We start from the raw sequence: 19627 nt of genomic DNA, 5'->3' as shown, positions 1-19627 counted from the left end.
CCGGGAGAAAAAACATTTACTGTTGCAGGGATAACGGCAGTTTTTTTCCCTTCAAGGGACCCTTCATTCTGTGACTCTTATCATCCTTCCTGTACCGTATTTTTTCCTGAGGAGGTCAAAGACTCGGATCTGTTCCACCGAGAGTGTTACGGACATTTTCCAGGGGAACACGCAGGTGCTCCAGCTCCTCAGCGTTGAATCCTGACCGAATCTCACTCTCAATTTTTTGAATTATCTCTTCAGCGAAATGCGCAGCCTCCTCTCCTTCCGGGGTCAGGGTAACGTTGATGATTCTATCGTCATTGTCATCTCGATTGCGGGCAATCAGTCCAGATGCCTCCATTTTTTTCACCATGTTTGTAACCGTGGCAGGTTTTATGTGGAGCCCGATTGCAATTTCCCGCTGGGAGAGACTGTGATGCTTCAGCAGGGCGGTAAGAATTCGCGCCTGCCCGAAGTGAATTCCTTTTTCACCGAGGGAACTTCTCAGTCTGTCGTTCAACAATTTTCCTATGTGCATAAAAAGGTTCATTAAGGGTCTGTCTTTCGTTTTTTTCGACATGGCAACCTCGTGTTAAATTTTTAGCAGACTAATTATTATCTGGCTAATTGTCAAGGCTGTTCCATCTTTTGCTTTTTCCTGTCTCCCGTCTCCCGTTTCCTTTCTCCCTTTTTCCGCCCCTGCCTTTGAATTCGCCAATAGAAAGTGAAAATGGTATTTAGTACGGTCACAACTTAATAGGAATGATATAAGGGAACCATAAAGCAGTTTTTCAGATTTGAGGTCAGAAGATCATCTTTGACGGCAGCCAGGTGGCAATTGCAGGGAAGAAAAGGAGAAGGAGAACAACAGCAAGTACCGCGAGCAGGAAGGGGGTAACACCCTTGAAAACAGTTTCAACCTTCACATCTTTTGCGATGCCGGTGATGGTGAAAATGTTCAGTCCGAGGGGCGGGGTAATCAGACCGGCCTGCATCATCAGTACGGAGACAACGCCGAACCAGATGAGGTCACAGTGCAGACTGGAGAGAATCGGCAGCACCACGGGCATGGTAAGCACCATCATGGAGATGGCGTCGAGGAAGCAGCCGAGGAAGAGATAAAATATAATTATTGCCAGCAGAATGAAGACCGGCGCCACACCAAGATGGAGAACTTTGGCTGTCATCACCATGGGGATGGTGGAGAGCGCCAGAAAAGAGGTGAAGATGGAGGCTCCGGTGACGAGGAACAGCGTCATCACCGATATGCGCAGAGACTCCTCGAGGATCGTCATCAGGTTCTTCCAGCTCAGACTGCCGCTGAACAAGGCGTGAAAGAAGAGGATGGTCGCTCCGACTGCTCCCGCCTCCGTGGGGGTGAACACGCCGCCGTAGATCCCCGCCATGACGATAACGAATACCGCGAGGGGCAGAAGCAAATCCTTCAGGGCGACAAAACGCTCGTGCCAGCTGGCTTCGACATCTATCTGTGGCGCGGCCTGCGGCTGCAGTTTCACCCAGACTGTCACCACTCCACAGAAGATGACAGCCAGAAGGATTCCGGGCAGAATTCCGGCGACGAGGAGTTTCCCGGTGGACTGTTCCGTAAGCATGCCATAGACCACAAAGCCGAGGCTGGGCGGAATGAGAAAGCCCAGCGTTCCACCGGCGGCGACTGCACCTGTGCTCAGCGCGTCAGAGTAGTGATGGCGTTTCATTTCCGGCAGGGCGATATTGCCGAGGGTGGCCGTGGTGGCGATCGCTGAACCAGAGACCGCCGAGAAGAGGGCGCAGGCGGCAATGGAGACCACTGCCAGTCCACCGGGCATCTTCTGCATCCAGAGATTGAGGCAGGAGAACATCTTTCGGCTCAACCCGGAGACTCCGGCAAACGATCCCATGACAATAAAAAGCGGAATGACCATGTAAGGATAGATCGCAACTTCATCGTATACCATCATGGCGGTTATCGGGAGGGCCGAGTCAAGTCCGGCGAGAACGGAGATTCCGGCAAAGCCGGTGAACATCAGGGCAAAGGCGATGGGCATGCCGAGACCAAGCAGTACCAGCAGCAGGAGAATGCCGAGAAGACCTGTGGTAACCGGCTCCATCAGATTCTCCTCAGCAGGATTCTGCTGCTGTTGATCAAGTCAACAATAACCTCAAGGGCGAAAGAGAAAAACGCCGGAACAACCAGCATCCTGAAGGGCCAGAGGGGAATGCGCAACATGTCGGAGACCTGCTCCTCCTCAATGGCGACAACCCATCCCTCCCAGACAAGGGCAAAGAGCAGAAGGAGGGTGAGCAGAGAAAGAAAAATCTCAATACCTGCCTGTACTCTTGTCGGCAGTTTCTCCACCAGAAAGGTTATCCTCACATGGCCCCGGCACTGCTGGGTATAGGAGAGCCCCAGCAGAATGAAGGCCGCCAGCATCATGGTGGAGAGCTCCATTGTGCCGGGAATGGTGAGAGAAAAAATGCGGCGCAGGCTGACATCAAGGGTGGTGAGAAACATCATTGGCAGGAGCAGAAACATGGCCGAAAATGCCAGCATGCGCGTGCTCCTGTGAACCATTCGTTGAAAGGTATCCATAACGTCTCCCGGTCGTCTCAGTCAGAGACCTTTGCCGCGTCCCCAAGCCACTCTTCGGGGGTTGCTACGGGGGTGACGTCATGCTTTTGTAAAATCCCGGTGAGCTGCAGTACAACTTCCTTCGCCTTCGCCGGATTTTTCTGTTCCTGAACCCAGTCGCGGGTTACCTGCTGATAGGATTTGAACCATTCTTTCTGCGTTGCAGGGTCGAGTTCATGGAGGATCATTCCCTTTTGTTGAAGGTCGGTCATCATCTCACTGTAGCTCGCCTTATTTAATCCACCGGTGGTGCGGTAGGGATTATGGGCGAGGCGGGTGATCAGCTCCTGCATCTCCGGGGTGAGTTTCTTCCACTTCCTTTGATTATAGACCACTCCCTCGGTAACACAGCCGAAGGTGGCGATAACACCGTGATGGAGTACTTCATAGAGTTTGAAGGCCTCAACCAGTGGCGGGCAGGTGACCACGCCGTCAATGGCACCGGAATCCAGCGAGGTATAAACGTCAGAGAGAGGCATGAAGACCGGCTCTGCTCCGAGGTTTTTGATGTAGCGGGTCTGCATTCCCCCGGGTGTTCTGATTTTCATTCCCTTCAGGTCGGCCAGTTGCGTGACCGGTTTGCGGGTCCACAGGAAGGACTGGATACAGCCATTCAGTTCCAGTACATGAATTCCCTTAAACTCCTCTTGCAGAGATTTTGCATAGAGTTCATTACCGATATCCGCAGCCAGATCTTTGCCGTCGACCCACATGGCCATGGAGAGTATTTCAGAAAGAGGAAATTTACCCGGCGTCCAGGTGAGGGTGAAATAACCCATGTCGCTGATGCCTTTTTTCACCAGTTCATAGTGCGCTGGCCCTTTGCCGAGAGCCCCTCCGGCGTACATGGTGTAGTCAAGCTGTCCGCCGCTCTCTGTCTTTATCTTCTCCATCAGCGGTTGCCAGACGGTCTGCACTTCTCTGCTCACCGCCGGGTGCCAGGTGGAGAATTTTATATTGGTTGTCTTTGCAGACACGCCGGTGGATATGAATAAAAAAAGAAGCAGGATGGAGGAACAAAGTGCCAGCCCCGTAATAGAACGTTTCATCGTGGTCTCCCTTGCAGGCATGATATATTATCAGGGTTGAAGAACCCCGTCCGTTACCTTGATGATACCATGGAATCTGCGGAATTCACTCTTTTTGGCAGATATCTGGTGAAATTCCGATCATTTATTTCTTCTCTGCACGATCTGCATACAGCAGTTTCTGACAGCCTTTGCAGGTATAATCCCATTCCTATTAAGTTGTGACCGTACGAAATGCCATTTTCACTTTCTATTGGCGAATTCAAAGGCAGGGGGATGGGAGACAGGAGAAAGGAGACGGGAGACAGGAAAAAGCAAAAGCAAAAGGTTTTTGTAGAGACGCCCAATTTGGGCGTCTTCAGCACAACAGGTGGCTCATCTCACAACAGACGTTTCTGCAGTGAAATTAATGTATCACCCTGTTTGTCCTGTCGTTTTTTTGGGTCAGTAAAAAATGTGATTGGTATAATTCCACTGTTATCGTTACGTTTCCCGTCACAGTGTAGACAAGGCATGCCTTGTCTACAGAACAACATCGCGGGAAACCACCGCCGTGCCGATTTTCCATCAATGGTGATGAATCAATACAAAATATAAATGGTATAAAATCCTTTTTTCGCATGTTTAGCGTATTTTTTCGTTGCGCAAAAAAAGGACCTTTTCCCAATGGAAAAAGGTCCTTTTTCATCTTCTGTCCTCAGCTTCTTACAGGAAGTAGTAGACGGCAAAAGCACCGGTGATTGACATGGTGATGGTGTAGGGCATGGCGAGCACGACCATCCGACCGTAAGAGAGGCGGATAACCGGAGCCAGCGCGGAGGTCAGGAGGAAAAGAAACGCCGCCTGGCCGTTCGGGGTGGCTACACTTGGAATATTGGTCCCGGTGTTGATGGCAACCGCGAGTTTATCGAAATGGAGCATGATTCCTTCCGCAATTTTTGCCGATTCCGGTGTCAGATTGGCAAAGACCGTGGACCGTTCCATCTCGGGATCAGTCAGTTCAGACATCAGCTCAGCGCCAATGTTGTGCATGATCGCAATGATATCTTTTGCCTTCTCTGCCATTTCCGGAACGAGGGAATTCACAAACTCGGTGCGGTTGAGAGAAGGATCGCTGAGTTGCGCGATCAGCGCCTGGGAATTGAGGTCAGAGAGAGAAGCAATCTGATTGGAGGTGACGGCACCAAGATGTTGACCAATGGTAAGAATATCCGGCAGCATGCCGAGATTTTCGGCAATGTGCATCTTGGTCTGGCTCACATAGACTGTGGCGACGAAGACGTTGTCGGAGATGGCTGAGAGTATGCCGTTGGCCACATAATAGGCCAGTAACTGCATCTGTCCCTTGAGGGAGAGGACGTAGTCAATGATCGGGACAAAGAGTTCCTGTTCATGGATTACCGCGACGATGGAGAAAAAGACCACCAGCAGGGCGGTAAAAGGAAGGGCTTCCTCAAAGGCATGCCCTATCTGATTTTCCTGAGTCACACCGGTAAAAGCGGTGAGCAGAATAATGACTGCCAGACCGATAATACCAACCTCGGCGAGATGCAGAGCCAGGGCAACGATGAGGAAAATACCGACAAGTGCCTGGATGACAAGTTTCAGTCTTCCTGCGGTGCCGCGTTGTGCCTCCATCTTTACCTCGGTTTCAAGCAGATGGGAGCGGATGTTGCCAGGCATGGTAAAGCCATAGGTGAAGATCTTGAAATGCTCTACGCCCAGACAGGTGAGCAGACCGACAACGAGTACCGGCATGGAGACTACGGAGACCTCTTTCAGGAAGGGGATAAAGTGCCATCCCATAGTTTCGGCGATGAGCAGGTTCTGCGGCTCACCAACCATGGTGCAGACGCCACCGAGAGCGGTTCCTACAGCTCCGTGCATCATCAGGTTGCGCAGAAAACCACGAAACTGCAGAAGGTCAGCACGAACGGCGCTGGTGAAGGCCTCATCGTCCACGAGATTTTTCGCCGGGCGGGAGGCGGCACTTGAGGCGTATTTGTGATAGACTTCGTAGAAGCTGTAGGCCACGGCGATGATAACCGCAGTGACAGTAAGGGCGTCAAGGAAAGCGGAAAGGAAGGCCCCGGCTACACAGAAGAGCAGAGATATCTTCTTCTTCGACTGCACCCGCACGAGTAGACGGGTGAAGGTAAACTGCAGGAAATCCTTCATGAAGTAGATACCGGCAACCATGAAGATCAGCAGCAGTATGACCGGGAAGTTGATCAATGCCTCTTCATAAATGGTCTTTGCAGGTGCCATGCCGATGACTACCGCCTCAATGGCGAGCAGACCACCCGCTGGCAGCGGGTAGCATTTCAGCGCCATGGCGAGGGTAAAAATGAACTCACCAATGAGTACCCAGCCAGCGACAAAATGGCTGCCATAGATAAACAGAAACGGGTTGGCTACAAGGAAGGCGAGAATCACCAACTTGTACCACAGGACAGTGTTCCCGAGGAAGAGCTTCAGGAAACTTGCGGGATAAGACTGATCTTTCATGGTTCTCCTTTTTTGTTGAGGGTTCAGCTTTTTTGTATCAGCGTAGATTTTCTTTTTCTCTTTATTCTTTATTTATCGGGAGGGACGTTGCAGACGTGGTCTGGCAGCATTTTTACAGCTGGCTGCCTGCGGGCATAAAGCCAGAGGAGCCCGCAGACTGTGCCGATGATCAGGTTGGATCCCGCCATGGCTTGAATCTGGTGACCCGGGAAGTGGGAGGTGATTATCATCCCCACAGTGCCGAGGGCAAGGGTGAAAAAACTGATCAGAGCGGAGAGGGAGCCTGTGTCGGTATCCATTTGCTCCAGCATCAGATTGGTGTTCGGTACTCTGGTAACCGTGACCGCGAGGGTTCCGGGAATCATTGACAGTGCAAAAAGATATGGTGAAAGAGGAGCAAGGGTGGCGAGCATGAGGGCGCAGAGGATAATCATGCCATAACTTGCGCTGACTATACTCTGCCAGCTTATCCGCTTTGAGGCCCACACATAGAGCATTGGGCCAGCCACAGCACAGAGGGCATTGAAGGAAAAAATAATGCTGAAGGCCTGCTTACTGAGATGAAACTGACCTATATAAATATAGGAGGCTGAACCGATGAAACCGAGAATTACCGCCTGGGTGAGTGTAAAGGGAAGCAGAAGAAGTCGAAAACCCCTGTTGCCCAGTACGACAAAAAGTCTCCCCCACGACTGCAGCAGAGACCCCTGGTAAAGATCTTCCTTCTTCAGTGTCTCTATAAAGAAGAGGGTGACAAAGAACGCGAGTGTGCCAACGCCGGCAAGGAGCATGAAGCTCGCCCGCCACGAAAAATACTTGAGCAGTATCGCCCCGAGGAGAGGGGCAACGACCGGGGCTATGGTTACCAGGGACATGACCAGAGCCATCGCCCGTTCGCGCTCTCTCCCGGTGTAGATGTCCTTGACGATGGCTGTGCCGATAGCGGTGGATGCGCCTCCGCCGAAGGCCTGGACGATGCGCATGAAGATCAGTGTATCTATATTGGAAGCGAAAGAGCAGCCGACAGAGGCGAGGGCATAAATAAATGTTCCGGAGAGGAGCATCGGCCGGCGGCCGTATTTTTCACTCAAAGGGCCCCAGAAAAGCAGTGATCCGGCATAAACAATAAAGAAGACGGCAAGGGTTAAATTAACTGCGGCCTCGCTGGCGTTGAGAGCGTGAACCATCTCCGGCAGGGCTGGCAGATACAGGTCAGTGGAGAGTGGCGGAAAGGCACTGATGAGTGCCAGCATGGCAAATATACCAATGTTGCCGAGATATTTCTGATGGACGTTCACTGCTTTCTGCTCACATTGAATCAGATAGAAAAAGTACATGTCAGGCCAATCTGCCCGAACCCAAATAAAATATATTACAGGGATACTAATTTTTTCACAAATAAAAGAGCAGGACGGGTTATGTTTCTCTCAGCCTGCCCCGCTCGTTCTTACCTCACCGGAGCAGATGAGGTGGCTGGTGGGGGGATGGGAAAGGGGAGACGGGAGACGGGAGACGGGAGACGGGAGACGGGAGACAGGGAAAAGCAAAAGACGGAACAGCGAAAAGATTTTAAAACTAAACAGGGCTTTGCTGTTGTTATTAACCCTGTGGGCATTTAAGTTTAAAATTACAAGTTTCACACAGCGTTTAGTGACCTGCTATCAGTAAGTTAGACTTATCCGGCGTGGATCTATTTATCCACCGGGTTAATGATATATCTTTACTCTTCGCGTTCTTCGTGTCCTTCGCGGTAAAAACTGTTTTTCCGCTGTTTGCTTTTCCCTGTCTCCTGCCTCCCGTCTCCTTTCTCCCTTTTTGTCTTTTAGCCCTTCGTAATCGCCAAAAAAGATGTCCACGCAGTTGCGTTCTGTGGTCAGTAAACTTAGTGTTTTCGATTTATTCAATTGCTGTCCACCCATTGGTTGTTAACCAGGTTGCCATCCCAGACGAAGTTGTAGATCCTGTAATTACTGAACTCCCACTATCATTATCACTGTAATAGTATGTGCCATTATAATAGGCTAAATAACCATTCCAGCCACTCGAATCTATTTCTGTCGCAAACATAACGTACTGGTTTTCAATATCGACTTTCTCTTTATTTTGAAGAGTCCAAGTAGTATTAGCTTTCCAATATAAAGTGTCTGGAAGAGTATACGCCTCTCCAATTAAGTCGTTAACTGCTTCGATTAAGGAATTATCTACTGTCTGTAACTCTCCTTCATTTTTTTCATACCCTTCTATCAACTCTGTGCCGCCTTTATAACCTTCTTGCATAGCTTGCAGAGCCTCTAAGGCTGCGCTAAAACCCTCAAGAGCAGCTGTTGTACTTGCATAAACAGTACTTGCCGTTGCCACTCCATCAGTAAAACATTCTGTTTCCAGATTAGTATCATCAGTACTCAATGAAACTGAAACATACGCACTATTACTCTGAGGGCCTTGATACGTATTGTCAGAAACTTCAGTATAATTATATGTACCTGTTAGCTCAGCTGTAAAATCACTTAAAAGATAATCGCCTGTTAGTTTCTCCTTCTTATTGAGGGCATTATCGCTATCGTATTCTTTTTTTATCCTGTTTATACTTTCATTGCAGGCTACAATTTTCGTTCTACTTATGTACCCAGTATATAGTGGTATCGCGATTGCTGCTAATATCCCGATTATTGCTATTACAATTACCAGTTCAATGAGTGTAAATCCTCTTTTCATCATATCCCCTCAGAAATATTTAATTATCCGCAGGCAGGACACAGATCCCATAGTGATCAATATAAATGGCAGATTCCAAAGCCCAATTTTATTCCTGCGATAAATTCCCTCCTGTTCCTCGAGTATGAACGAAATACAAGGTTCTTCAATCTCCCATGAGAGATGAAGAATTTTCCTGCCTTTTTCTCTTCTTCCAGATTTTAATTTAAAAAATCCTTATTCTCAAATCTTTTTTACTTTTCTTCGCGTTCCTTCGTGTTCTTCGCGGTGAAAAAATGCTTTCCCGCCTTTTCTTCTTCCAGTTTTCTCCAGGCTCTCAATATTATATTTTATCCAGAATATTTCTCATTATTGCAGCCAGACTGGCGTTTACAATCGGTTTATCCAGCAATGCCCTGACTCCGATTTCAGAAGCCGTTCGCCCAAGCGTTTTACTGCTGTATCCGGTGCACAGGATGATGGGGATATCCGCCCGGATTTCAAGGAGTTGAATGCTGAGTTTATCCCCGGTCATATCGGGCATGGTCATATCAGATATAACCAGATCAAAGGCCTGTGGGTTTGTGGTGAACAGATCTAAAGCCTCAAGGCTGGAGTTTTTGACAGTGACGGTGTATCCGAGCTTTTCCAGAAAATCGTGAATCATACCTGTAATGGAAGGTTCGTCATCCACAACAAGAATTCGTTCCGTGCTCCTCTTCAGAGGTGCGGGATGAGATGCCATTTGATGAGACTCCGTCGTGCTCTGCTCTTCTATTATCGGCAGGAACAGGGTGAAGATGGTTCCTTGTCCTGGCGTACTTTGGACCTGAATCGTCCCGCCATGGTTTTCGACAATGCCGTGGGTAAGGGCCAGACCAAGGCCCGTTCCGGATCCCCCTTTTTTTGTGGTAAAATAGGGCTCAAAGATGGAGCTCATGATTTCCGGCGGCATGCCCTGACCCGTATCTGATACCGTGATCCGGATATAGTCTCCGGGTTTCATGCCCATGGTTGGAGCTGCTTCATCGCTTTCGATCCGAACGTCGCACAGAGTCAACTCCATAATACCGCCATCCTCTTCCATAGCCTGAGAAGCATTGGTGAGCAGATTCATAAGGACCTGGTGTATCCGGGTTGGGTTGCCCATGATTATGGAATCAGTGGTACTATTCAATTTTATGTCGATTGTTGCAGGAACCGAAGAGCGTATCAGTTTGAACACTTCTCTTGCCAGATTCGCTACGTGGACGGGCCGCAATTTATCGTCGGACTGACGGGCAAAAAGTAGAATCTGTTTGACCAGATCTCTGGCTCGAATTCCGCCAGCATAGATCGTCTTTAATCTTTCTTCCAGGGTTGAACCCGGCTCGACATCCAGCAACGCCAATTCGCTATATCCCAATACAGAGGAAAGAATGTTATTGAAATCATGGGCAATACCTCCAGCAAGTGTACCAATGGATTCCATTTTTTGTGATTGAAAAAGTTGCTTGCGTAATTCCTCTCTCTCTTCCCTTCCTTGTATAATATCGGTGATATCTCTGCATTCTACGATTACGCCTTTTATGGTTTCCTGATCCCTGTACGGCGAATAGGATATATCCATATATCTGTTACCCTGTTCAGGATATTCTATCCATTTTTGAACCCTGAATATTTCACCCTGCAAACATCTGTCGATATCCTTTCTTTCGGTCCCAATGTGATTTCTGGTTTCTTTGTCGGAGATATCAATTCCTATGAAATATTCCACAGGTTGCTTCCTGTACGTCGCGTACTTTCCGTTAACTATCTGATATTTATAATTTGTATCGATCAGAAACATAATGTCATTGGAAAAGGAAACCATGTTTTTGTACGCTTGCAGTTCGTTTTCCTGCTTCTTGAGACGTTTTTCACGGAGCAAAAGTTTTTGTATCAAATCCTTATTTTCAGTCTCGGTTTTTTTTCTGAATAGAATTTCATTCTCAAGTGCTGTGATGGATGTTGTCGTATGCTCAAGTTTTTTAGTCATATCGTTGAAGCTTTGAGCAAGAATACCAAATTCATCTTTTTTATGAAGATTTATTTTGGCCTTAAAATCCCCTTTTGCAACCTTTCCAAATCTTTGTATTAAGAGGGACGCAGGACTGAAAAATCGGTGTCCAAGTATGAACGCAATAATTGCAAGAATAAAAAGTATAAAAATGATGGTTACCGCCATCTTTTTTATGGACGTAATTGTTGGAAGTAAAAGAGTTTTCATGTCTCGAAAATTCAGTACATACCAGGACTCACCCGTGTTGCCCTGTTTGTGATCAATAGATTGAGCACTTCCACCAAATTGGTAGCCTGGCCTGGTTGTGGTCAGTTTAATTTCCGAAAATCCGACTATCCATTTTTCCCCGGCGATGGTGACAATTGCTGAGCCGTTATCGTGCTTTTTCAGCTTTTCGAGGACGGCATCACTCACCTTGGTGCTTAACGGCCTGGCGTCTTTTTCGAAAACGATTAACCCTCCAGAACGGACCAGTTTGAACTTCCCAAATACGTTGTTTTGCAAAGGTGATATAAATTTATCTATAGCACCCATAATATTGACATTACATTTTAAAATCCCGGCTATTCCCTGTGCATTTCTGATGGGGACAACAATTCCCAGGACATATCCATCTACACTGTCATCATAACCACGATCGTCAAAGAAGACACTTCCCAATCCGTTGTTGTATGCACCCTGCCACCAATATTTATGTGCGTGGGCAAATGTGGAGAGTCTGGTGGTAGAGGCGACAAGAGCCCCGAATTTATTGGTCAGGAAAATTTCACCATATTCATCCGGGAGGATTTCCTGTTGTTCTTTAAAATAGTTGGAAACGTGGTTGTCAGTATATTGGAGAATAAAAGGATCTTTAACCGTACTCGAATTTTTCCATTTCATATCGAGTGCTTTGATCACATCTTTTCTTTTTGATTCTTTTATCTCTGAGTAAAAAAGATTACTTTCTTCCAATGATTTTTTTATCAGTGGCGTATTTGCCAGTATCAATGCTGTTTTCGTTTTTTCTATCAATAACTGTTCAATATTTTCAGATATCGTATCTGTTAATATTGACGTGTAATAGATATTGAATGTAATTTCAGATTCTTTATCGTATCTGTAATCGATATATGAAATGACAAGAACGAGGAGTAAACCTGTGAAAAAAATAGTCAGGGACAGCTTTGAAGAGAATCTCATGTGTAAAACCTTAATTACATTTTTAATATGTATTATATGTGATGTTCATTTCTAAAATTATCAGCAATGCAGAGGTATTTGGAAAAATAATTAAATATTCATATATTCCGGCAGGTCGAGGAGGAGCACTGGATGAGTACAATACGTGCGACACAGTGATAAAAAAAAGAGTGCGCTGCCAATATGGTTACGTCACCATAACCTGACCGGAAGTTACCATGCATACATATACAGACAATCACTGTCAGCACACTGTCAGCAATGTACTTTTTGAGAAAAGTACCAGATCATGCCCTTTCTTCAAACAGGAAGTTTTCAGATTGATCCTGCTGATGTGATAAATCGTTCTAAGAGTCCAATTTAACGTGAAATTCATCGTGACTCTTTTGAAGGGGAATATAATACCATTTACATTTTGTATTAACCAGAGAATGCAAGTAAAGATAGAACAACAGCAATTCTCTGTTTAATTTTAAAATCTTTTTTAAAGTTTTTTTGCCTTTATTCGCATGTTTAGAGCTTTCCTTTGGCAAAAAGTTTTTCGCTGTTCCGTCTTTTGCTTTTCCCTGTCTCCTGTCTCCCGTCTCCTGTCTCCTGTCTCCTTTCTCCTGTTCCTTAAATATGAACGAATACAGGCTGTTTCAAGGTACCCTTATACCATTTATATTTTTTGCTGACGAAATAACGCGGCTGGAATCCGTTTCTACATTGACTTTCCCGAGATCTCTTTGAATTCGCCAATACAAAGTGGAAATGGTATAATCAGTTTTTCAAGGTCCCATGCAGCTCACGGTGAGATGAATGTCACACCGTTTCAACTCGCTCTGAATCCATGACCAGGTTTTGAACATAATCATCGACAGCAGGTCTCAGGCAGGTTGGCTGAAGTGCTGTTACCCATCCACAGGAAAATGGGCAGAATTGACGGAAGTGCAGCGATATGGTAGTACTTTCGGTGCCGTCGGCGGGCAATGCCGGTAGAAGAAACAACCTTTTCAAGGTGATAACATGGGTGAATTGCGTTTCTGGAGCAGGGTGGGGTTTGTGGCGCTGCTGCTGATTGGTCTCTGGCAGTTTCTCTTCGCCGACAGAGCTGAGGTTCTTCTGCATGTTGATACGAACCAGCGGTCTCATTTCAAAATCTACTACCGCAACGCCGACGAAGGCTGGTCTGAGTATCGGGTGAAAATTGTCTCCCTCGGGCGCGGAAAATCTGAGTTTGAGTTTCGCCTTGCTGACCTGCGGCATATCAGTGAGCTGCGTCTTGATCCGCTGGCGAGGAAAGGGGTGATCAGGGTCATTTCTCTGGTTCTCCACCAGGATGGTTTTGCCCCGCTCGTCCTCACCTCGCCGGAGCAGATGAAGCGGCTGGTGCAGGAAAGGGATATCGGAGAGATAACGCTGGACGGGGGGGGAGGGTTCTCCATCACCAGTACTGGCAACGATCCTGCCCTCACCTGGACAATCCCACAGCTGTCTCCGGTAGAGAACTTTCCCTGGGTTGTCGCCCGCATTGCCGTTCTGCTGCTGCTTTCCTTCCTGCTGGTTCTCTTCGCGCAGAAGCTCCTGCCGCGCTGGCTCTTCGTTCCCGGAGGTCTGCTGGTGGTGCTTACTCTTGTCTGTGTAATGGCCGGTGTGAGCAGGTTTAACGTTCACCCCGATGAGGCAGTGCATGCAGCGGCGGCAAAATACTATACAAAATATACATTGCCTCCCCCGGTGGGCGATCTGCGAGTGGAAGACACCTACAGTTGCTACGGGGTTTCCCGCCTCTATAACGGTGAGATCGCCTACCTCTTTGCTGGCAAGTTTGCCCGTCTTCTGGCACCGCTGGATCTGCCTGACTATATGGCTTTCCGGTTTTTCAACGCTGTGTTGCTGCTGATCCTGCTCAGCCTTGCCGTCGTCCGACAGGTCTATCGTATTGTTCTTCTGCCGCTGCTGCTTTCACCGCAGATCTGGTATATCTTCAGTTACTGGAACTCTGAAGCCTTTGCCCTTTTTCTTACCATGATTGCAGCCGCGCAGCTGGTGGAGGAGCACTCGGCGTTGAACCGTCTCCTCGCAGGGGAGAAGATTCCCTTTTCTCTGCTGCGTCTGTTCGGCCTGGGGCTGTTGCTCGGCATGCTGCTGCTCTGTAAGCTCAACTTCTTCGTCTTCCTGCTTTTCGTTGGGCTCTTTATCTGCTGGCGTTTCTTTTTGGGAGAAATACCGCTCAGGCGGGATATGGTCCTGCGCATTGTCACCGTGGCTGTTTTCGCTCTTGCCATTTTCGGCGGAGCGAAGTTCTTTGATGCCTGGAACAATGATTTTCATAAAAGTGAGAAGATGCTGGCCGCCCGTGAGCAGTACGCTGAACCTGCCTTTAAACCTTCTACTCCGCTGGATAAAAAATTCTGTCGTCTGCAAATGAAGGATCGGGGAGTGCCTTTCAGCACACTTATTGAGATGTGCTGGGGGGAGCTTTCTTTCCGTACTTCTGTCGGGGAATATGGCTTTACCTCGGTACCGGGTTCTTTTAACTACTACGACCTGGTGCGTGCGCTGATGCTGGCACTGGGGGGAACAATTGTGGTTTCAATCTGCCTCAGTGGTGGTTTCAAGGGGATCAGTCTTGCGGCACTGGCAACAACATGCTGCATAATTCTCATCGCCATGGCTTTTTACCGATCCTGGACTGCTGACTTCCAGGCCCAGGGCCGCTATTTTCTGCCCATGCTGGGAATTTTTTCGGTGGTTCTTTACCGCCTGCGTGCGTCCCTCAGCAATATTGTCACGGTGAGTCTTTCCGGCCTGCTCTTTATCACCTCGCTCTACAGCTTTATCTTTGTGGCACTGGCCGGGCTGGACAAAGTGGTACTGCCCTTTAACTGATGAATACCTTGAAACAGCCTGCATTCGTTCATATTCGAGGCACAGGAGGACATTTATTACAGCTATGATTGATATCGGAGTCTGGCGTTTACCTCCGAAGATCATTTTTTTACTGTAATAAAGAAGATGGGCGATTATTCAAGATACCCTGATGTTTGCGTCGGGGATGGTTTCCGTATTCTTTAGGGAAAATTCCAGTAAGGAGAGAAGTGTATGTATGTCTGTATAGATTTTGACGGAACAATCGTGGATCACGAATATCCCGAAATTGGCAAGCCTGTACCGAAGGCAATTGACTGGCTGCTCCGGCTGCAGGATCGTGGTGCCCTTCTTATCCTGTGGACGATGCGTTCTGACAGTGAGGAGGCTTCCCTGCTCAGTAATGCGGTGCAGTACCTTGAAGAGAATGGTGTTGTTCTCAGCGGGATCAACGAGAATCCCGGACAGGCCGAATGGACCTCCAGTCCCAAGGCGTACGCCGATGTCTATGTGGATGACTCCGCTGCCGGCTGTCCGCTTATCCAGCCGCTGGGTTTTAAACGTCCCTGCGTCAACTGGAAGAAGATCGGGCCGATTGTGGATAAAATGCTCTACCCATAAGAAAAAAATGCTGATCTGTTTCCGATTACAAAAAAAAGTAATAATTAATATTTTTTATCCTTTTAACATCATAATTATTCAAGAAGGAGACTTTTATGTCTACCCTGTTCCAGCTTTACCGTAAAGTCAACGATAGCAAGGCCTGGTGTTTTAACGTTGCGAGCAGTCGCCCGCTGAAGAAGGAGGAGGGGCATGCCCTGCGTCTGATCCTTGCCGATGGTCTGCTTGCCGAAACGGTACAGCTGCAGCCGGTGCTCACCGGTGAGCGGGTGGTGGAAGTCGGACCGCGGATGAACTTCGCCACCGCCTGGTCCTCGAATATGGTCTCCATCTGCCATGCGGCGGGGCTGAAGAGTATTATCCGGGTGGAGCGTTCGCGCCGCCTCGTGGTACCTCAAGGGGAAGATGTCGAGCCTTTTGTCGCCCGCAGTCACGACCGCATGACCGAGTGTCTCTATCCTCAGCCGCTGACCACCTTTGAGACTGGCGTGAAACCGGAGGCTGTTTACGAGGTGCCTCTCAAGGAAGAGGGACTCGCCGCCTTTGATGCGCTTCCCGGAATCTCCATGGACGAGTGGGATCGCAACCTCTATTACGATTACTTTGTAAAAAAGAATGACCGCAATCCCACTATCGTGGAGCTCATGGACCTCAACAACGCCAATTCCGAGCATTCCCGCCACGGTTTTTTCCGCGGCAGGCAGGTGATTGACGGGGAAGAGAAATCAGCCACGCTTTTTGACCTGGTCAAGGAGACCCTTGTCGCCAGCCCCAAAGGAAGCCGTATCGCCTTTAAAGACAACTCTTCGGCCATCGCCGGCTGTGAGGTGGAGGTGCTGCGCCCTGGACGGCCCGGTCATCCCTCGGCCTTTCAGCTGGAAACTGTCGAAATGGATCCGCTCCTTACCGCCGAGACGCACAACTTTCCTACCGGCGTTGCTCCTTTTCCAGGAGCGGAGACCGGCTCCGGCGGCCGTATTCGTGACGTCCTTGGCACCGGACAAGGTGCCTTTGTCATGGCTGGAACCGCCGGGTACTGTGTTGGGAGTCTGCACATCCCCGGCTATAAAATGGCCTGGGAACAGGACTACCCCTGTCCCGACACCCTTGCGGGGGCGCTGGAAATTGAGATTTCCGCCTCTAACGGTGCCTCCGACTACGGGAATAAATTCGGCGAACCGCTCATCGGCGGATTTACCCGCAGCTTTGATATGCGGGTGGGCGACGAACGCTGGGCTTTTCTCAAACCGATTATGTTTACCAGCGGCATCGGACAAATTGACGAACGCCACATTAAGAAGGCTGCAGAAGAGAAGGGAATGATCATTATCCAGGTGGGCGGTCCCGCCTATCGCGTCGGCTTCGGTGGCGGCGCGGCCTCTTCAATGATGCAGGGGGAGAATGAATCCAGTCTCGATTTCAACGCCGTGCAGCGCGGTGACGCCGAGATGGAACAAAAGATGAGCCGCGTGGTGCGTGCCTGTATTGAAATGGGCGCACATAATATCGTTGATGTGATCCACGATCAGGGTGCGGGGGGCCCCGCCAACGTGCTCAAAGAGCTGGTGGAGCACAGCGGCGGCCGGGTGGAGATTCGTAATATTCATGTAGGAGATCCTACCATGTCAGTGCTGGAGATCTATGTCGCTGAATATCAGGAGCGCACAGGTTTTCTCATTCGACCGGAAAAGGTACAACAGTTTGAGGCGATCTGCATTCGTGAGAAGGTTGGGTGTGAGATCCTCGGGGAGGTCACCGGCGATCTGCGTTTTCTTGTCCATGATGCAAATGACAATACTACGCCGGTGGATATTGATATCCCCGCGCTGCTCGGTGAAATGCCGCAGAAAACCTTCAGCGACAACCGGCGCAGTCTCGCCGCCACACCGCTGCAGCTCCCGCAGGTGAGTGTGGATGAGGCTCTCGGGCGGGTATTGCGCCTCGTCTCCGTGGGCTCCAAGCGCTTCCTGACCAATAAGGTGGATCGTGCTGTTACTGGTCTGGTTGCCCAGCAGCAATGCTGCGGGCCGCTGCAGCTCACCGTCGGGAATACCCAGGTGTTGGCACAGAGTCATTTCAGCCTCAGCGGCATTGCCAGTTCCATTGGTGAGCAGTCGATTAAAATGCTGGTCAATCCGGCTGCCGGGGCACGTATGGCGGTGGGAGAGAGTTTGACCAATCTTGTCTGGGCACGCATTGCTGATATGGAACAGATCAAATGCTCGGCCAACTGGATGTGGGCCCCGAAACTCCCTGGCGAGGGTGCTGCGCTTTACGACGCCTGTGAGGCAATGAGTACGCTGATGAAGGAGGTCGGCGTTGCAGTGGACGGTGGCAAGGACAGCCTCTCCATGGCCACCATGGTGGAAAATGAGATGGTGAAATCGCCGCGTGAACTGGTCATCTCCAACTATGCGGCGATGCCCGATGTCCGCTGCAAAGTAACTCCGGATATCAAACAGCTCGGTTCTGCGCTGTTGTTTGTCGATCTCGGTGAGGGTAAAAATCGTCTCGGTGGTTCCGCGCTGGCCCAGGTTTACGGACAGGTGGGAGATGAGAGTCCGGATGTGGAGAAGGGTTCTCTGTTGAAAAATGCTTTCCTTGCCGTGCAGAGCTGCATCAAAGAGGAACTGCTGTCTGCCGGTCATGATCGCAGCGACGGCGGCCTGATTACCACTCTTCTGGAGATGGCTTTTGCCGGTAACTGCGGGCTGGAGGTTGAGCTTGCCCATGAAGGGTCATCTCTTTCCGCACTCTTTGGCGAGGAGCTTGGTCTGGTGCTGGAATGTCGTGAAGAGAATTGCCTCGCGGTAGAGAAGATCTTCCGCGAAGCCGGTGTGCCGCTGTTAAAAATTGGTGACACGAAAGCGGAGCAGCAGATCGTCGTACGCTGTAACGGCGAAGTCGTCCTTGACCGCGCCATGCCGGAATTGAGGGAGATGTGGGAAGAGACCAGCTGGCAGCTGGAGCGGTTGCAGATGAATGCTGAATATGCTGATGAAGAGCGGCATAACATTCGCGACCGCAGAGGGCCGCAGTATCACCTGCCGTATACCCCGGATGTCAGTGATCCCGCCCTGCTGCAGACAGCGGAAAAACCGAAGGTGGCCATTCTGCGCGATGAAGGATCGAATTCTGAGCGTGAAATGGCTGCAGCCTTTACCCTCGCGGGATTTGAGGCGTGGGATATCTGCATGAACGACCTGCTCTCCGGTGCCATTGATCTGTCGCAGTTCCGAGGTCTTGCCGCTGTTGGTGGTTTTTCCTACGCCGATGTGCCGGAATCAGCCAAAGGCTGGGCGGCAACTATTCTGTTCAACGATACCATGCGGGAGATGTTCACCGCTTTCTATGAGCGGTCGGACACCTTTACCCTCGGCATCTGCAACGGCTGCCAGCTTTTCGGTCTGCTCGGCTGGGTACCGCAGGCGGGGCTTCCGGCGGAGCGTCAGCCGCGCTTTATCCACAACCTTTCCGGTCGTTTCGAGTCCCGCTGGGCGACGGTGAAGGTGCAGAACTCCAGGGCGATGATGCTGCAGGGCATGGAGGGACTCACCTTCGGTATCCATGTGGATCACGGTGAGGGGCTGCTTCATTTCCCTGATACCACTATTCTCGATATGGTAAAGACAGGCGGACAGACGCCGATGGTCTTTGTGGATGACAGTGGCGTGGCTACTGAGGCCTATCCCTTTAATCCCAACGGTTCAGTGGAAGGGCTGGCTGGACTCTGTTCGGCGGATGGCCGTCACCTCGCGCTGATGCCTCACCCGGAACGTTGTTTCCTCCCCTGGCAGTGTCACTATCTCCCCGAAGAGATGAAGGAGCTGGAGGTCAGCCCGTGGCTGCGGATGTTCCAGAATGCCCGCAAATGGTGTGATGACGTTCGGTGATCTGTTTCCACCCCTGTCAGCCCTTTTATTCCGCCGGGGACGAGACTGTTGATTGTCGGCACCCTGCCTCCGCCGCGCTTTTCCCTCGGGGAGCTGCGGCCGGAGGATGTCGATTTGAAAGTCGGGGTTGAGCGTTTTACGCTCTCATGTATCAATTACCTCAAAGCAAATAACAGACCGAATTCAACTACAA

Annotated in this window: 10 protein-coding genes and 2 pseudogenes; 4 read left to right on the top strand and 8 right to left on the bottom strand. The window is 49.7% G+C overall.

What is annotated here, in order from left to right:
- Positions 1–115 precede the first annotated feature (115 nt).
- From JWG39_RS10885 to JWG39_RS10855, 6 genes are all read right to left on the bottom strand, one after another.
- The gene (locus tag JWG39_RS10885; RefSeq protein ID WP_205219425.1) at positions 116–502 is read right to left on the bottom strand and encodes a MarR family winged helix-turn-helix transcriptional regulator; all 387 of its coding nucleotides are present in this window, start codon (positions 500–502) and stop codon (positions 116–118) included.
- 283 nt (positions 503–785) lie between these two features.
- Positions 786–2093, bottom strand: coding sequence for a TRAP transporter large permease (locus JWG39_RS10880; protein ID WP_205219423.1), 1308 nt, complete (start codon positions 2091–2093; stop codon positions 786–788).
- Entirely contained in the window at positions 2093–2536 is a 444-nt protein-coding gene (locus JWG39_RS10875) for a TRAP transporter small permease subunit (RefSeq protein ID WP_205219422.1), read from the bottom strand. The genes JWG39_RS10880 and JWG39_RS10875 overlap by 1 nt, the downstream gene beginning before the upstream one ends.
- Before the next feature lie 56 nt (positions 2537–2592).
- Positions 2593–3663, bottom strand: coding sequence for a TRAP transporter substrate-binding protein (locus tag JWG39_RS10870; RefSeq protein WP_205219421.1), 1071 nt, complete (start codon positions 3661–3663; stop codon positions 2593–2595).
- A 684-nt stretch (positions 3664–4347) separates the two neighbouring features.
- The gene (gene nhaB / locus JWG39_RS10860) at positions 4348–6150 is read right to left on the bottom strand and encodes a sodium/proton antiporter NhaB (protein WP_240192098.1); all 1803 of its coding nucleotides are present in this window, start codon (positions 6148–6150) and stop codon (positions 4348–4350) included.
- Between the two features lie 68 nt (positions 6151–6218).
- The gene (locus JWG39_RS10855) at positions 6219–7448 is read right to left on the bottom strand and encodes a Bcr/CflA family efflux MFS transporter (protein ID WP_205219420.1); all 1230 of its coding nucleotides are present in this window, start codon (positions 7446–7448) and stop codon (positions 6219–6221) included.
- Positions 7449–7568: 120 nt separating this feature from the next.
- On the opposite strand from JWG39_RS10855, the gene JWG39_RS10850 reads away from it, so the two are divergent.
- Positions 7569–7769, top strand: coding sequence for a hypothetical protein (locus tag JWG39_RS10850; RefSeq protein WP_205219419.1), 201 nt, complete (start codon positions 7569–7571; stop codon positions 7767–7769).
- Positions 7770–8771: 1002 nt separating this feature from the next.
- On the opposite strand, the pseudogene JWG39_RS17410 reads toward JWG39_RS10850, so the two are convergent.
- Positions 8772–8868: pseudogene (locus tag JWG39_RS17410) on the bottom strand (prepilin-type N-terminal cleavage/methylation domain-containing protein); the annotation flags it as partial.
- Positions 8869–9187: 319 nt separating this feature from the next.
- Entirely contained in the window at positions 9188–11785 is a 2598-nt protein-coding gene (locus JWG39_RS16555; RefSeq protein ID WP_338032207.1) for an ATP-binding protein, read from the bottom strand.
- A 1290-nt stretch (positions 11786–13075) separates the two neighbouring features.
- Between JWG39_RS16555 and JWG39_RS10835 the strand changes: the two genes are divergently transcribed.
- From JWG39_RS10835 to purL, 3 genes and pseudogenes are all read left to right on the top strand, one after another.
- Positions 13076–14941: a hypothetical protein gene (locus tag JWG39_RS10835; RefSeq protein ID WP_205219416.1), complete on the top strand. Its 1866-nt coding sequence runs from the start codon at positions 13076–13078 to the stop codon at positions 14939–14941.
- Between the two features lie 213 nt (positions 14942–15154).
- Complete coding sequence (locus JWG39_RS10830; protein WP_205219415.1) at positions 15155–15541, top strand: hypothetical protein; 387 nt, start codon at positions 15155–15157, stop codon at positions 15539–15541.
- A gap of 89 nt (positions 15542–15630) precedes the next feature.
- Positions 15631–19434, top strand: a pseudogene (gene purL, locus JWG39_RS10825) (phosphoribosylformylglycinamidine synthase); the annotation flags it as partial.
- Between the last annotated feature and the right edge of the window lie 193 nt (positions 19435–19627).

Origin of the sequence: Desulforhopalus vacuolatus (assembly GCF_016918505.1) — a bacterium.
GTDB lineage: Bacteria > Desulfobacterota > Desulfobulbia > Desulfobulbales > Desulfocapsaceae > Desulforhopalus > Desulforhopalus vacuolatus.
Note: the sequence above shows the minus strand (reverse complement) of the source record. Positions and strands in the feature narration are given on the sequence as shown.

Coding starts and splice junctions, on each gene's coding strand:
- JWG39_RS10875 (WP_205219422.1), bottom strand. CDS start 2,536: ATGCTGGCATTTTCGGCCATGTTTCTGCTCCTGCCAATGATGTTTCTC.
- nhaB (WP_240192098.1), bottom strand. CDS start 6,150: ATGAAAGATCAGTCTTATCCCGCAAGTTTCCTGAAGCTCTTCCTCGGG.
- JWG39_RS10850 (WP_205219419.1), top strand. CDS start 7,569: ATGTTTCTCTCAGCCTGCCCCGCTCGTTCTTACCTCACCGGAGCAGAT.
- JWG39_RS10830 (WP_205219415.1), top strand. CDS start 15,155: ATGTATGTCTGTATAGATTTTGACGGAACAATCGTGGATCACGAATAT.
- JWG39_RS10870 (WP_205219421.1), bottom strand. CDS start 3,663: ATGAAACGTTCTATTACGGGGCTGGCACTTTGTTCCTCCATCCTGCTT.
- JWG39_RS10880 (WP_205219423.1), bottom strand. CDS start 2,093: ATGGAGCCGGTTACCACAGGTCTTCTCGGCATTCTCCTGCTGCTGGTA.
- JWG39_RS10835 (WP_205219416.1), top strand. CDS start 13,076: ATGGGTGAATTGCGTTTCTGGAGCAGGGTGGGGTTTGTGGCGCTGCTG.